Origin of the sequence: Shewanella sp. AC34-MNA-CIBAN-0136 (assembly GCF_040309945.1) — a bacterium.
Lineage (GTDB): Bacteria > Pseudomonadota > Gammaproteobacteria > Enterobacterales > Shewanellaceae > Shewanella.
In genome coordinates this window covers 129,272-146,177 of sequence record NZ_JBEOPJ010000010.1, presented here as the reverse complement: position 1 = coordinate 146,177, position 16,906 = coordinate 129,272, and the positions used below count along the sequence as shown (strand labels likewise).

Sequence of the window (16,906 nt, the reverse complement as noted above, 5' to 3'; positions counted from 1 at the left end):
AATACGCGACCCCAATAGAGGTCGCGTATTATCCGCTATACATCACTCAACACTCTCACTCAACACTCTCACCAAACACTCTCACCAAACACTATCAGCCAACACTTAAATTGGCGAGCCAGGAGGCAGGTCCACCGGCTTGGTGATTAATCGATAAGTAGGATCGGTCATGCCTTTAGTGATACCTTGAAACAGCCAATCGTAATGCGCCGATTGATAATCGCTGCCACGGTTACTGCGGCGTTTAAGTTGCTTAATAATATAGTCAACTCTTGCGGCTAACTGTGCTTTGACTTCGGGCGCTGTTTTAGGGCTATGGTACGTTGCTAACAAACTATCAATCACCACTGTATTGACGCGCATTTGCATCGCTAGGCCCTGTCCACTCGGTAAGTCTTGATACAAACTGGCACCCGCAAGCTTATCGATTAATTGAACCACCGACAGTTGCTGACTGTCTTCCATATAGGCCTGACTGACACGGTTTAAACGTTCAGGGGTTAATAATTGCGCCACAATATGACGGCTCAACACTTCTGCCATCGCCACAGGATCAGTTATCACGCCTAAGTTTGATCCAAAGCTTTCACGAGTTTTTCGATAATTACCGGCTTTTGGCACTAACGCTTGCAACACATTACTTGGTACTAACAAGCTCTCTGTTTGCAAACTCGCCAATAATGCATCGAGCGCAGCAAGTTGCATTATTGGCCGAATATAATTCCAACGTACGCCAGAACCTACTTGCTGATAACTGTAATCCGTCCCGCCAATCCACTTTGCGGCGGCTTCTATTTGATAACGCGTGAGCAAATATATGGGCACAAATACATCGGCTAATTCGCCATGAGGTTCACCGGCTAATAAAGCATCTGAGTTAAAGTCATCCATCGCTTTACGACGCACTGTTTCTAAACGTACTAACTCTGCTACCGCATCGTTACCACGATCCCATAAACTGGCGTATGCATTACTGGCGCTGGCACTACGAGAGTCTGCTTCCCCAATATATCGAAAGCCTTTAGTTAGGGTAGACGTTAACAAAGACTCGGTCTGCGTAAGGCCTCCATAACCATAAGCGATGGTGTATTTGTCCCACTCACCAATTCCTTCGGTGTAAGGTGTGGCAATATCAATTTTATCGCCTTGAATACTCACGTACGGATGCGGATAATCCATTACTGAAGCATTATCGTTTGTTGATGCGGCAAAGTTATGGTCAAGCCCTAGGGTATGGCCCACTTCATGCGCTGCTAACTGGCGAATACGGGCAAGCGACAATGCCATGGCGGCATCAGCAGCGGCTTTACGATCAGGCCAACCAGCCGTTAGCCCTCGAGCAATAAGATGATCTTGACGTACTCTTAAGCTGCCAAGCGTGACATTACCTTTAATGATTTCACCGCTACGAGGGTCGGTTACTGCTGCGCCATATGACCAACCTCTTGTGGCGCGATGCACCCATTGAATCATGTTATAGCGTACGTCTTGAGGGTCTGCACCTTCTGGCAACAATTCAACTTTAAAGCCGTCAATGAAACCGGCATCAGTAAATGCACTTTCCCACCAACGTGCACCTTCCAATAACGCACTGCGAATAGGCTCAGGTACACCTGGGTCGAGGTAATAAATAATAGGTTTAACCACTTTACTGGGAGCATCACCCGGAGTAACTTTTTCTAATCTGTGGCGCAGTAAATGGCGTTGAGTCAGTGGTTGATCAACTGCGGTAGAATAATCGGCATATTCATCAGATAAATAACCGCTCATGGGATGATAACGACGAGGTTGATAACCCACATCAGGGAGTTGCACAAAGGAATAGCGCACTTGAACAGACAACAATTTACCGTCTGGAGTCACTTGCTCAACTTGCTTGCCTGCTTTGCTGGCTTTAAAGGTTAAATTAACATCAATATCAGCATTACGTTCAAACGATTTAATCTTTTGCGGCAATATCACTGAGCGGCTGCTGTCTAAGCTGTACAAACCTTGCTTAGTTGCCGTTAATACATCCGACACCCCATGCAAATCATTAATCACTAGGTCATTAATCGCGACTAATGCCGTTTTACCTTCTACTAATTTACCGCGCCATAAAATCGATTCAGCAAAAGCTTGTGTGACCGCTTGACGCTCAGCAACGTTATCACTGGAGGCGCGAAAATAGGTATTAAGCTGCTTGAGCACAACATAAGGACCATGCTGTTCAAATTGTACCATTCGGGTTTGGCCTAGCTGGCCACGGTCTAAACCGATATCATTTGAACCAACACCATGAGGTAAACTGGTCAGCAATAGAAAGGGTTGATTGAGCTTATTCGCTTGTAAATAAAGCTGTGCGGATTTGGCATCATAAAATAGATTGATAAAGCCTTTTGCCACTTCAGCATTATTAATTATTTTTTGGGCTGAGTCGCTGGCAGCCATTGCTGCGTTAGAAAGTAATGTTGCTGGTGTGATTGCCAGCAACAGCGCCAATGAAATACTTCGGCGGACCATAATTAATCTCCCTGTCGTTTATATCCTATCTTCAAAAATACTAATCGTCTTTATGATTATGTTTATATGTAATCCAATGAGATAAGGTTTCAAATAATTCAGTAAGCACAATCGGCTTAGTGATATGCGCATTCATGCCTGCTGCTAAACTTTTTTCTTTATCACCCGACATTGCGTGCGCAGTCATGGCAATAATGGGCATTTGTTGTTTGCTATAACGTTTGCGTAATTCGGCGGTGGCAGTTAATCCATCCATTACCGGCATTTGAATATCCATTAACACTGCATCAAATGGTTTAGAATCAATCACATCTAATGCCACTTGGCCATTGTCGGCTATCACAACTTCATAACCAGCACTTTTGAGTAATTCAGATGCCACTTGTTGGTTAATAAAGTTATCCTCAACCAACAATACTAAGCCAGAGGCTTTAGCGGGTTCTGCTTCAATAATAACCGGCATTGCATTTAGCTTGGGTTCTTTGGCAAAGGCATTAATAATTTCATCAAATAACGCCGAGGCCTTAAACGGTTTTTGTAACACTGCATAAACAGAATTTTTTTGCAGCTCATGGTCTAACGGTTCAGCAGCATAAGCGGTCATTAAGATAATAATAGGACGCTTTGCTAAGCTACCATCTGCGACCATTTCATCTATCGCCTTAATAACATCACAGCCGTTCATTTCAGGCATCATCCAATCCAACAACAATAAATCGACTGGTTTTTTACGCAATATATCCAGTGCTTTTTGACCACTGTCAGCCGTGTTTACACCAAAGCTAAAGTCGGTCATCAATGTCGAATAAATTTGTAATGCACTTGGGTTGTCGTCAACCACCAGCGTTGTCAGGTTATTTAACTGTTCTGGCACCACCAGCGGCTCGATCACTTGTTCTTCGGCAATTTCAAAGCTAATGGTAAAACTAAAAGTACTGCCGGCGCCCAGTTCGGACTCAACTTGCATGGTACCACCCATCATCGACACTAAATGTTTACTGATAGATAACCCTAAGCCTGTGCCACCATATTTACGTGTGGTTGAACCATCGGCTTGTGAGAATGCATCAAACAGCATTGCTTGTTGATCTTTACTAATCCCAATACCGCTATCGCGTACCCAGAACTTCATGGTAATACGGTCGTCACGCTCACCCACATCTTCACAACCCAGCTCAACTTCACCGGTTTGGGTAAATTTGACCGCATTAGACAATAAATTAACGATGACCTGACCTAAACGCAGTGGATCGCCATACAAAATAAGCCCTGCGGTAACAGGCGCATATAGCAGTAATTCAACGCCTTTTTCTTGCGCTTTAAGCGCATTAATATCAATAACATGATCAAGCACTTTATCCAGCGGAAACGCGACTCTTTCTAATTCTAATTTGCCTGCTTCAATTTTAGAAAAATCTAAAATGTCATTAATAATTCGCAGTAACGATTGGGCAGAAAAACCGGCTTTATTAAGATAATCTTGTTGCTGCACGGTCAAGCTAGTGCGTTGTGCTAACTGCAACATCCCAATAATCGCGTTCATAGGTGTCCGAATTTCGTGACTCATGTTGGCCAAAAATTCGCTCTTGTACATGTTGGCTAACTCGGCGTCTTGTTTTGCTTCAAGCAAGGCGACTTCGTTACTCTTCTGGCGGGTAATGTCTTTATGAGTACCTAGCATCCGCTTACTACAACCATCCTCGGAAAACTCAACCGCTCGACCACGGGATAACACCCAGTAATACTGGTCATTTTTACCGCGCATTCTAAATTCGATTTCATAAGTGCCAACCGGATCGCGCACATATTGAGAGCGGTACTCTTGGACCCGTTCTCGATCGTCAGGATGATACAACTCATCGATTGATTCGAGTAACGGTGGAAACTCATTAGCTTGATAACCCAACATAGAATAAAAAGCCGGATTACAAATAATCTGTTCAGAATCAATGTACCAATCCCACAGGCCATCTTCTACCGCATCCATAGCAAGATGATAACGTTGCTCAGACATACGTAACTGTTCAGCAGCTTCATATTCACGGGTAATATCGCGCCAAACAGAAATCAAACCTAATAGATCGCCACGGCGATTGTAAAACGGTAATTTAAAGGTATCGAGTAATACCGGTTTACCTTCAATATTCACTCGTTCTTGGTAACGCAAGGAATGTTGCTGGGTCAGCACTTTGTTGTCTTCTTCACCAATGCGCAAGCCTTGCTCTGGGCTCACCACTTCTGATGACGTTAAGCCTATAATCTCATTTTCGGTATAACCCAGCATTCTTTCAGCTGACTTATTACAGCCTAAGTATTTGCCTTCTTTGTCTTTAAACACGATCGCTTCAGGGATCGAATCGATCAATGATCGTAACAGTGCAAACTCGCGCTCACGGCGCTCAGTTGTTTCACGTAAACGCTGAGTGCGCCTAGCAACTAAGTTATCAAGACGTTTATTTTGTTCGGCGAGATGATGAGTATACTGACGGTTTTCTTCAAAAATACGACTCACTAGCGCAAACCACGGTTCCCAACCACGGGTAATTTTCTCTGGCGGACGGATAGGCGTTTGTGAACATGCTTCTAGATGGGTTAATAAGCGTGAAGCAGGGCTAACGAATGCTCGGCGAGTTTGCCAATGCACTATGGTAACCAGCAGCGACAAAGCCAATACCACTAACAGAAAACTCAGTTGCAGCTTGTCCCAAGAATCTTTAAATAAATCATCTTCATCTTGCAAATACAGTAATCGCCATGGCGCGTTATGCAGTGCCACACTATGAATATAATAACCGTTTCGCAATATGCCTTCGTGGGCATCAAATAGCTCAGATTCCGATAATGAATGTAACTCTGCCGGAATTCGCTGGCTTATGTGATAAACCTTATTCATTTCACTGGAGTCAAAATCACTGTGAGATAAAATATTATTTTGCTGATCAAGCAGAATCACCGTGCCTGGCATTTTAAAATAGGTGCGAATTTGTTTATCTAACGATGATAACGTCATGTCGAGGTTAATCGAACCAATAAACTCATCTTCAAGGTACACGGGTAACCCAAGCGTAGTAATTAAGCCCTGATTCGTCGAGTCGATGTATGCCTCACTCCAAAACACACTCCGTTGTGGGTTCATTGAAGGTGTCGCTAATTGAAATTGTTTCTTATTGAGCAGCTCATCCCTAAAGCGTAAGTCATTATTTTCCCATGGATAAAATGACATCATCCGACGCTTAGAAATATAATAAATCGACGAAGCTTTAGGCGCTGCTTCTTTCGCGACTGGGAAGGATAACGACAGTTCAAACAGCATTTCAAGCTCTTGATAAAAGCTCTCGCTACGGTCATTTAATGAACCCGCACCCGTAATGCGTCCCATATTGGTAAACGGCACGCCGCTGTTGGCATAATTAGGTTCTAAGGTGAAATACTGGCCATCTTCGTTAAATTTTTCATACTCTGGTAAGCGCTCTTTACGAACAAACTCCCCCAAACGTAAATGGTCCACCGCCACATCACGCAAACTTTTCACCGCACGAATGCTCGACTCAAGCAATAAGTCGATTTGCATAACATGACGAGCAACTTGTTCTTCTCGTTGTTGAATTTGCTGCTCTTTTTGACGTTCAAACATAATGCCAGCGGTCAGCAAAGCCATCACAATTACCCCGATATAGGTGTAGAACACCGCTCGGTTATAATTACGTTGAATAGGAGATTTTAGTTGTAAATCTGGCTCAGTCGGTTTCATTAACCACCCTTGATACAGCGTAAAAAAAAGACCCGCTGTCGAACGAATAACACCAAAAACGGCAATTATAACAGTAATGATTATGATATCAGGAAGATAAGCTCAAGCACATGTATTAATGGCTCCAGAGATACTTGTCCAACCTGCAAGTAATACAGACTACAAATATTAAGGCATATTGTAGGCGATTGAAAATACATAAGGTTATCTTGTGTAACCTTATGTATATAGACAGGATATAACCATGATTAATAAAGTGATTTCCTTAGCAAGTTAAGCCGTTACAAATGCTCCTCTGCAAACTCCGCTAAACGAGACCGTACGACACCATTAAGATAAATATTGGCGCTGCCTTCAAAGTCTTTAAAACGTTCGACTATGTAAGTTAATCCTGATGTAACCGGTGTTAAATACGTCGAGTCAATTTGGGCTAAATTACCACTACAAATCAGTTTAGTGCCTTCGCCCATACGAGTGATCATGGTTTTAATTTGTGACGCGGTTAGGTTTTGACATTCATCTAAAATAACCACCGAGTTTTGAATAGAGCGGCCACGCATAAAGTTAATCGACTTAAACTGAATATTGGCTTTTTCCATTATGTAATTAACACTACCTGCTGGGTTTACATCATTTTTATGTAACACTTCTAGCGTATCGGTTATCGCAGCCAACCAAGGGGTCATTTTCTCTTCTTCGCTACCCGGAAGAAAACCTATCGACTCAGCAATTTCGGGGGTATTACGGGTGACGATAATTTTGTCATATAACTTACGTTCGACGACCAATTCTAATGCCGCCGCCATTGCCAATAGCGTCTTACCGCAACCCGCTGGCCCCGTCAGAATAATCAGTTCAATATCAGGATCTAGCAAAGCATCTAGCGCCATACCTTGGTAAATATTTTTAGGATTAATTCCCCATGCTTCATGATGTAATAAGCGATCACGGCCGCGATCGATCATCTGTAAATGTTTATCGGTTTTACTGATTACTCGACCACAAAAATCCGAGCTTTCATCGATTAAATACTGGTTAAGATAAAAGTTTTCATTACCAAGATGTTCCAATGGTACTTGGTGAACCGTATGCAACCCTCTACGTTCGGTGGAGACTTTATCGACATTTTGCCAAAAATCCCCAGAGAATTGATAAAAGCCTTTGGCGAGAAAGCGCACATCATCAATCAACTGATCGCTGCGGTAATCTTCTACGCGCTCAATACCTGCACCTTTGGCTTTTAAGCGCATGTTAATGTCTTTAGTGACTAACACGACAGTGCGGGGAAAATGGATTTTTTGTAAATGCAGGGCGGTGTTGATAATGCGGTTATCGTTATTGTCTCCAGGCAGCGAGCCGATAATAAACTCGACTTGATGATCTGGGAAAATCGATAAATGACCAGAAACTTGAGAATGTTCTTCGCGAGTAGGCAATGCAACGCCTTTTAAAATTTGCTCTGGGGTCGTGGGACCACCAAGAATATCTTCTAATGCACGTATAGCCACTCGTGCATCACGACTCACATCTCGTTTACGGTCCTTTATACTGTCGAGCTCTTCTAACACTGTCATGGGAATAACTACGTCATGTTCCTTAAACGAATATATCGCTAAAGGTTCATGCAGTAACACGTTGGTATCCAGTACAAACAACTTTTTGTCGTTTCGTTGCATGGTGCCTCCAGAGTGCTCTCAATGAATAGATATCAGTATCACTTAACTTAACTAAACATATAACATTAAAGGGATAATTAAAGTCTCTATTGAAAACAGGTCATTGCCATTAGCAATGCTGCCTTAATAAAATATGTCACTTGTCGGGTAAAAACTCAATGTCATCATCATCGCCTTTGCTTCACACTATGACGTCAATGTGACGCTAACATGTCAAGATGGTGTAAAAATGAACATCTAAACGATAAATCAATGCTAAAATTTCAATCTGGATGGGTTTGGTTTAACATACGCCCCCTTTTTTGTTTCACGCAATAAATGAGAGTAAAAGATGCCGTTTGCCTTAGGTCAACGCTGGATAAGTGATACCGAGTCAGAACTCGGATTAGGAACAGTCGTTCAAGTTGAAGGCCGCATGGTTACGCTGCTATTCCCTGCCACTGGAGAAAACCGGATGTTTTCTCGCAGTGAAGCTCCCTTAACCCGAGTTATTTTTAACCCAGGTGACACTGTCGAAAGCGGTGAAGGTTGGAGTATCACCATTGAAGAGCTTGAAGAAAAAAACCAATTGGTGATTTATCATGGTATTCATAGCGAGACTCAAGAAAAAGTCAGTCTTCGAGAGACCATGCTAAGCCATAATATTCGCTTTAATAAACCACAAGATCGTTTATTCGCCGGACAAATTGACCGCCTAGAACGTTTTGGGGTGCGTTATCAATGTCAGTTATTGCGCCACAAATTAGCCAGCTCAGATTTACTCGGTCAACAAGGCCCACGCGTAGGCTTAATTGCACATCAGCAGTGGATTGCTCATGAAGTGGGTAGCCGTTACGCTCCACGCGTATTACTGGCCGATGAAGTCGGTTTAGGTAAAACCATTGAAGCTGGCTTAATTATTCATCAGCAATTACTCACTGCTCGTGCTGAACGTATTTTAGTCATAGTGCCGGACACACTTCGTCACCAGTGGTTAGTTGAAATGCTGCGCCGCTTTAATTTACGCTTTTCAGTATTTGATGAAGATCGATGCGTAGAAGCTTATGCCGATAATGACAATCCGTTTTATACCGAGCAGTTAATTATTTGTTCACTTGATTTACTGCGCAAGAAAAAGCGTCTTGAACAAGCTGTAGACGCTGATTGGGACTTAATGGTTGTGGATGAAGCTCACCATTTAGAATGGTCAGAAGATGCCCCTAGTCGCGCTTATAAAATCGTCGAAGCATTAAGTGAAGTGGTCCCTGGTGTATTACTCCTTACCGCGACCCCTGATCAACTCGGTCATCAAAGCCACTTTGCTCGTTTACGTTTGCTAGATCCAGATCGTTTTTATGATTACGATGCTTTCTTAGCTGAAGAAGCAAGCTACAAAGATGTGGCAGAAGCAGCTGAAGCATTAAGTCAGGATAAAAAATTACCCGACAGTGCCATTAACAGCTTAACTGAGTTGCTTAGCGAGAAAGACATCGAGCCAAGCATTCGTTTGATCCAGTCAAAAGATGTTGATGCAGAATCACAGCAAGCAGCACGTCAAGAATTGCTCCAAGAATTGCTCGACCGCCATGGCACTGGCCGCGTACTTTATCGTAACAGTCGCGCATCAGTAAAAGGCTTTCCAAAGCGTATATTTAATGCTTATCCATATGAGATGCCTGCGCAGTACGTGACCGCTGAACGCGTTAACGCCATGATGGGCAGTGCCAAGCAGCCACTGGCTAAAGCAGCACAAGCATTAAGCCCTGAGAAGCTTTACCAGGCCTTTGAAAATGACAGTGCCAGCTGGTGGAAGTTTGATCCACGGGTAGACTGGTTAATTGAGTTCCTAAAATCGCATCGCAGTAAAAAAGTACTGATTATTGCTAGCCAGGCTGAAACTGCATTAAGCCTTGAAGAAGCGCTGCGAACCCGCGAAGGTATTCAAGCTACGGTATTCCATGAAGATATGTCGATTATCGAACGCGATAAAGCCGGCGCTTACTTTGCTCAAGAAGACGGCGGCGCCCAAGCATTAATTTGTTCTGAAATAGGCTCCGAAGGGCGTAACTTCCAGTTTGCTAGCCATTTGATTTTGTTTGATTTGCCGCTCAATCCTGATTTGTTAGAGCAACGTATTGGCCGCTTAGATCGTATTGGGCAACAAAACGATATCCAAATTCATTTGCCTTACTTGCGCGATACCGCTCAAGAAAGATTGATGCGTTGGTATCATCAAGGATTAAATGCATTCGAACTCACCTGCCCGAGCGGTCATGTGTTGTTTAACGAATTTGCCGATGAACTGATTAACGTACTTTGCGACGATGATGAAGATCAGATGACTCAATTACTGAATCACACCCAGCATCGTTATAAAGAGCTTAAACAGGCAATGGAGCAAGGCCGCGATAAACTGCTAGAGATAAACTCTCACGGTGGCGAGCGTGCCAATGCATTAATTAAGCGTTTATCAGACAGCGATAACGATACTCATCTCATCGGTTCGGTCATTCGTTTATGGGATATTATTGGTGTCGATCAAGAAGATCGCGGTGAAAACTCAATCATTTTACGCCCTAGTGAGCACATGATGTTCCCTACTTATCCTGGGCTGAATGAAGACGGTATTACGGTGACGTTTGATCGTGAAACCGCTTTGTCTCGTGATGACATTGCATTTATCACCCAAGAGCATCCTTTAGTACAAACCGGCTTAGATTTAATCACTGGCTCAGAAACGGGCACCACCAGTGTGGCAATTCTAAAGAATAAAGCGCTTCCCGCGGGGACGCTATTTTTAGAATTAATTTACATGGCTGATGCCTCTGCCCCAAAATCGACTCAGTTATACCGTTATTTACCACCGACACCTATCCGGGTGTTATTGGATAAAAATGGTCTTAATATGGCAGATAAAGTGGACTACGCCAGTTTTGACAAACAGCTAAGTGCGGTAAACCGTCACATCGCTAGCAAGCTTGTTAATGCCTCACAGCCTATTTTACATCCGTTATTGGCCAAAGGTGAAGAGTATGCAAAAGAGTCGCTTAAGCAGCTAGTAGTGAATGCTCGCGCTAAAATGACTCAACAACTCACAGGCGAGCTGGAAAGACTTGAAGCCCTAAAAGCCGTAAATCCGAACATTCGTGAAGACGAGCTAGAATATATTCGTAATCAAATGACCGAGATAACGGGCTACATGGATAACAGTCAATTACAGCTTGATGCAATACGTATGGTACTTGTCAGCCACGTATAACGGCTAACTAGCATTAAATAATGTTGTATTAATCATGTCGTGTAACCAATGCCCTGTATATCAGGGCATTGTTTTTATTCGCGGTTATACATTAAGCTAACCGCATTATGGTGTTATTCGCTCGAGGTTATGGTGCAACTAGGACAATTTAGTCGGTTATTAATCGTAACGATAAGCATATTACTGGCAGCGCCTGGCGCAAAGGCACAGCAACCTTACGGCTACTTACCTACCGATGAAATCAAATTTATCACTATTGACGGTAAACAAACTGAAGTGCTTGTAAGGTCTTGGCAGAGTAAAAAACACTTTGGTTCAGCGATGATTATTGCTGCGTCGGACACCGATGCTGATGCTGCCGGCTTAGCCAGCTACTTACGAACCAATATTAATGCCCGCGGTTGGGCAAGTATTAGTTTAACGCCAGCAAAAGGGCTATATCGGCCTAACTATGCAACAAAACCAGAAGAAATCACTAAAGCAGGCACCGAACAACTGCAATTAACCAGCAATAAAAGTATCCCAAAGTATGAGTCGTCTCAATTGCTTGAATTACGTAACTTTCAGCAAAGTAATCTCAATGAAGCCCTGAACCAATTAACCTCAACCACCAGTTTATTTCCTGGCGGCAAGATTCTAATTGTTATTGATGACACGGCCGGCATGGTCACGAATCTGCTTTATGACAAAAAAATTCCCACCCCTGATGTGCTAGTCATCGTCAACGCTTATCGCGAATTTGAGTATTTAATTGATCCGCAAAGTCAGCGTAAATCAATCGCCGAACAATTAGTCAGCATGTCGATCCCGATCCTTGATATTCAATCCGCCGATGCACATCCGAATTCAATTGAACAAGCACCTACCCGCCTCAACTACAATCAAGTGAAACCTGCTAAGTATTATCGCCAATACCAAATGAGCTTGGACTTAAGCAGCCCGAGTGGCTGGGAAGAAGCCCTCGATCAAATAGAAGGCTTTTCCAGAACCGTTATCGGAAGATAGTAAATTCAGCGTAGCCATGACTAAAAATAGAGCATTAGCGAAAACAGATTATTACCACCAAGATTGACGAGAACGATAGGCTTTATCAGGATTTTTAGTTTGTCTAATCGCAGCAATCACGCGGTTTTTACCCAGCAACAACCTTATTTGGCTTAGTGATTCTCGGGCTAATAGGCTGCGCACTGAAGCGGTCCAACTTTGATTGATGCTGCGTTTAATCGCAGCATTAGCATCCGGGGAAGTGCGGATGATTTTTTGGGCTAATAACGTGGCACACTCATAAGCGTTATCACTTATTTGAGTCACCAAGCCTAGCTCAAGCGCTTGCTCGGCAGTTAAAATATCCGCGGTATAGGTCAACATCAACGCTTTGTCTTTGGGCATAATTTGCCTTAATGCCACCAAACCAGCCATATCTGGCACAAGCCCCCACTTTGCTTCCATTATCGACAACTTACAGTTTGGCGTCGCAATACGAATATCTGCCCCTAGCGCAATTTGAGTCCCACCGCCGTAGCAACAACCTTCTAGAACCGCAATAACAGGAACAGGCAAACGCTGCCATCCCAACGACACACGTTGGGCTAAATTTGCATTACCAGGCAACCACTTGAATAAAAGCTTTAATGCACTTGTAGGTGAACTCGCGACACTCTTCACATCTAAGCCTGAACAAAAGTTACCTTCAGCACCCGATAAAATAACCGCATTAACTCGTTTATCGCCACGGAGTTGCTTAATTACGTTATCAATCGCAGTAAACATTTCAACATTAAGCGCATTAATTTTACTGGGTCTATTTAAGCAAACATGGGCAATGCCATTATCTACCGTCAACTTAATCAACTCTCTTTCCATGAAACACCCTGTTACTGGTCAGTCCAGTTTTTAGACTAACATATCTGGACTATCTGGCGAATAGTAATAACATGACAAATAATCGGCACTGGTCAAAATATTGCCACACGTTATTTTGAACAAAATTTCATTGAGTGTTAGCCTGATATATTATCAATATAAGCATAACCATCTAATCTTCATGTTTTTACATAACATGTAACACCTGATTGATATGACATTGATGACTTTGTGGCAACGGCCACATAAATGTTACAAAATTAATTAAATGTTAAAACTAAGTTATCAATATTGTAAGCAAATAAGTATAATGATCTAACGAACAAAAAATCGCTGTAAATAGTCTTATAATAATAACTATCCGCCTCGCACCACTCGCAGTTGCATTAACGAGTTTTTATCCCCTAAAGGCGAAATAAGGAAGACCAGCAACAATGACCATTCCAATATTAATATGCGACGATTCTGCGCTCGCCAGAAAACAAATGGCAAGAACTCTCCCCAAAGATTGGGACGTTGAAATTAGCTACGCCACCAATGGCGCTGAAGGCCTTGAAGTTATTCGCGCAGGTAAAGGTGAGATTGTGTTTCTCGATCTCAACATGCCAGTCATGGATGGTTACGAAGTACTTCAAGCGGTACAACAACAAGATTTACCGGCACTGATTATTGTGGTGTCAGGTGATATTCAAATTAAGGCTCATGAACGAGTCAAAGCATTAGGTGCCCTCGACTTTATTCAAAAACCCGTTAGTGCAGAGGCTATTAGCCATATTCTGCAAGAGTACGGTATTTTGACTCTTACCCAGGGTAATAAAGCTGAAGAAACGCCAATGATGAAAGTTGACATGCGTGATGCATGTCAAGAAATAGCCAACGTCGCCATGGGCAGAGCCGCTGACTTGCTCGCTAAGCTTCTGGATGTATTTGTACTTCTGCCTATTCCTAACGTTAATGTGCTTGAAGTCAGCGAATTAACGATGGCCTTAAAAGCCACCGAACGAAACTCAACAGTCTCTGGGCTTTGCCAAGGATTTATTGGTGCAGGTATCGCAGGTGAAGCGTTATTACTGTTCCATGATTCTAGTTTTGAAGATATGGCCAAGTTAATGGGATTAGAAAATCCAAATGATATTGGTACTGAAATAGAAGTAATGATGGACACTGGTAATGTGCTCATTGGCGCTTTTTTAAATGGTATTTCTGAACAACTCGACATGAAATTCAGTCAGACCCATCCAGTAGTGCTTGGCAGACACTGCAGTGTCAACGAGCTCATTCACGACAACTCTGACAAATGGCAGCGCACTCTCGCGATGGAAATTAACTATCGAATAGAAGATTACAATATTGAATGTGATCTTCTGCTGCTATTTACTGAAGACTCAATTCCTACGCTGAACTACAAACTTGGCTATTTACTCGACTAATGTTGGATACTTTTTATGTCAAATGATCAAAGTGCGATGAACGAACTCCACTGGCTAATCGATATGGTGCAAACCATTGAGGTTGGTTTAGTTGTGCTCGATCGCGACTATAACATCCAACTTTGGAACGGTTTTATGGAAAACCACAGCGGTGTCTCACCCAATTCCATTAAAGGTAGTAATCTATTTGAAAAGTTTCCCGACTTACCCGCCACGTGGCTAAAACATAAAATGGAGTCGGTTTTTTTACTTAAAAATCGCACCTTTATTAGTTGGGAACAGCGTCCATACGTATTTCAGTTTAAAAACTATCGCCCGGTGACTGGCCGAGCCGATTTTATGTACCAAAATATTACCTTACTGCCATTAGCTTCGTTAACAGGGCAAATCACTCATATCAGCATTATTATCTATGATGTGACCGATATTGCGGTTAATAAACTGCAACTTAAAGCCGCTAATGAGCAACTTGAACAACTCAGTCAAACCGATGGTTTAACCCTTTTGCATAACCGTCGCCATTGGCAAAGTTGCATGGAAAAAGAATTCGATCGTTATTCACGCTATGGCGATGCGGCATCATTGGTGATGATTGATATTGATAATTTCAAGCGCATTAACGATGAATATGGTCACCCTGCCGGTGATAAAGTGATCCAACATATTGCCTATTTGTTAAAGCAAGCATTGCGTGACACTGACTGTGCAGGCCGATATGGCGGAGAAGAGTTTGGAGTGGTGCTATCTAAGACAACCGCAGAAGAAGCTCTCAACTTTACCGAACGATTAAGAAAGCGTATTGAAGCATCAGAAGTCGCATTCGAAAACCGCCTCATTAGAGTCACGGTGAGTCTGGGCATTAACGATTTAGATTCTGAAATAGATAATAGCTCAACCTGGTTATCGGGTGCAGATAAAGCCTTATATGTCGCTAAGCAAGAAGGCCGTAACAAAAGCATCATCCATAAATAAGCGCCTAGCAAACTTTTTGGTTATCCATAAAAAAACGCCCATCTTTGATGAGCGTTTTTTTATGGAATTAGACCATCGATTTATTAGTGAAATGTACCATCTTCATCTTCATAGTCTTCTTCATCGTCTTCGTCTTCTTCATCGCCTTCAACTTCATCACCGACAAAAAAAGTACCCCAACCGTCGTAGTCTACTTTTTGCTTGCCCGCAACGAGAATCAACTGTTCACATGCTTTATCCAGCAAAGGCACTTCTAGCTTATGCTTGGCAATAGCGTCAAAACAGAAAATAATCGAGCCATCTTCAAGTTCCATTTCTTCGGCATCATTCACTTCAAAACCAAGCTTAAATGCATCAACAGCGGCTTTTTCTAAACGATCAAAATTAGTCGCCGAAAAATGATGTTCAATTGTATATTCCGCATCAGGCTCTGAACCATCAGCAAGTAAGGCATCAACAATTTCAAGATTCTCAGCAAATTGCTCTTTTAACTGACGCTCAACAGACATGGATTACTCCGTAAATAGGACTCGTAAAAATGTTAATCAATTATACCCAAACTGACACAAGTTGCGAGCTTATGACGGATGTTTGACGACCAATAACATGGTTAAGCTTTGGCTTGCTGCATTAATGCTTCTGCTTCTTTGTTTAATTCAACTAAACGCGCCGACATAACTTGATGCACCTTAGCGTTTAACGCTTTAACATCATTCTTATCTAAGCCCGCCGTTGCTATCGGCTCCTGCATTTCTACAATCACCACACCGTTGTTCCAACGATTAAGGTTAATATGATTCTGACAAGAAGCTAATACTGGCACTATTGGCGCTTGAGCAGCGACTGCAGTATGGAATGCACCCACTTTAAAAGGTAATAATCCACGACCGCGTGAACGAGTCCCTTCAGGGAATATCCACACTGATAATAGTTTATTTTTCATTTTATCTACCGTTTTAGCCATAGTATCGAATGCACTATGACGATTGTTACGATCGATAAGGATATTGCCTGATAGCCAATAAATTTGCCCAAATAAGGGTACCCACACCAAGCTCTTTTTACCTAAGCTGACAGTCCCTTTAGGCACAACTGACGTATGAGTAAATAAATCAAAATTATTTTGATGATTGGCTAAATAAATACACGGTTGCGATGTTGCACTGACTGGATGAGCACGTCTAATGACCTTAATGCCTAATACCGGTGCAACCGAACCAAAAAAACGGGCAACCAAATGTACATTGTCGCGATGCATTGGCCGCACAAGGCAAATAACAACTGAAAATATAAAGGCTAAAAATAACAGCACAACGAGAATGATTGAACGAGCGATAAGCAGCACAGCATACTCCTGCAATAAAATTGGCGTCAGTATAACGATGCTAGTCTAGGGACTCAACGTTTTGTTTACATATGTACGCTGAAATACTCTGCCCCTGTGATCTGGGGCAGAGTAACTTAGCTTATATGA

The 16,906-nt window shown here is 42.6% G+C and carries 10 protein-coding genes; 4 read left to right on the top strand and 6 right to left on the bottom strand.

The window, feature by feature from the left end:
- Nucleotides 1–105 precede the first annotated feature (105 nt).
- The 3 genes from AAEY94_RS12015 to AAEY94_RS12005 form a co-directional block, all read right to left on the bottom strand.
- Nucleotides 106–2,502: a zinc-dependent metalloprotease gene (locus AAEY94_RS12015; protein ID WP_350978946.1), complete on the bottom strand. Its 2,397-nt coding sequence runs from the start codon at nt 2,500–2,502 to the stop codon at nt 106–108.
- 40 nt (nt 2,503–2,542) lie between these two features.
- Entirely contained in the window at nt 2,543–6,253 is a 3,711-nt protein-coding gene (locus AAEY94_RS12010) for a response regulator (protein WP_192114159.1), read from the bottom strand.
- A 281-nt stretch (nt 6,254–6,534) separates the two neighbouring features.
- Nucleotides 6,535–7,929 (bottom strand): PhoH family protein, encoded by a 1,395-nt coding sequence (locus AAEY94_RS12005; protein WP_162023913.1) that lies wholly within the window; start codon nt 7,927–7,929, stop codon nt 6,535–6,537.
- A gap of 331 nt (nt 7,930–8,260) precedes the next feature.
- On the opposite strand from AAEY94_RS12005, the gene rapA reads away from it, so the two are divergent.
- Nucleotides 8,261–11,167: an RNA polymerase-associated protein RapA gene (gene rapA, locus AAEY94_RS12000; protein WP_350978944.1), complete on the top strand. Its 2,907-nt coding sequence runs from the start codon at nt 8,261–8,263 to the stop codon at nt 11,165–11,167.
- Nucleotides 11,168–11,296: 129 nt separating this feature from the next.
- Nucleotides 11,297–12,172 carry an alpha/beta hydrolase family protein gene (locus tag AAEY94_RS11995; RefSeq protein ID WP_335691186.1) on the top strand — a complete coding sequence of 292 codons (876 nt, stop codon included), beginning with the start codon at nt 11,297–11,299 and terminating at the stop codon, nt 12,170–12,172.
- Between the two features lie 51 nt (nt 12,173–12,223).
- Here the strand turns inward: AAEY94_RS11995 and AAEY94_RS11990 are convergent, their stop codons facing one another.
- Nucleotides 12,224–13,030, bottom strand: coding sequence for a crotonase/enoyl-CoA hydratase family protein (locus tag AAEY94_RS11990; RefSeq protein ID WP_350978942.1), 807 nt, complete (start codon nt 13,028–13,030; stop codon nt 12,224–12,226).
- A 434-nt stretch (nt 13,031–13,464) separates the two neighbouring features.
- Between AAEY94_RS11990 and AAEY94_RS11985 the strand changes: the two genes are divergently transcribed.
- Together AAEY94_RS11985 and AAEY94_RS11980 are read left to right on the top strand one after the other, a co-directional pair.
- Complete coding sequence (locus tag AAEY94_RS11985; RefSeq protein ID WP_101085144.1) at nt 13,465–14,460, top strand: response regulator; 996 nt, start codon at nt 13,465–13,467, stop codon at nt 14,458–14,460.
- A gap of 15 nt (nt 14,461–14,475) precedes the next feature.
- Nucleotides 14,476–15,432, top strand: coding sequence for a GGDEF domain-containing protein (locus AAEY94_RS11980; RefSeq protein ID WP_162023916.1), 957 nt, complete (start codon nt 14,476–14,478; stop codon nt 15,430–15,432).
- An 83-nt stretch (nt 15,433–15,515) separates the two neighbouring features.
- Here AAEY94_RS11980 and rraB read toward each other — a convergent pair whose 3' ends face one another.
- A complete protein-coding gene (gene rraB, locus AAEY94_RS11975) occupies nt 15,516–15,941 on the bottom strand; it encodes a ribonuclease E inhibitor RraB (RefSeq protein ID WP_162023917.1) in 426 nt (141 codons plus the stop codon).
- 101 nt (nt 15,942–16,042) lie between these two features.
- Nucleotides 16,043–16,777, bottom strand: a complete 735-nt coding sequence (locus AAEY94_RS11970) for a 1-acylglycerol-3-phosphate O-acyltransferase (RefSeq protein ID WP_101085141.1) — start codon at nt 16,775–16,777, stop codon at nt 16,043–16,045.
- Nucleotides 16,778–16,906: the final 129 nt, after the last annotated feature.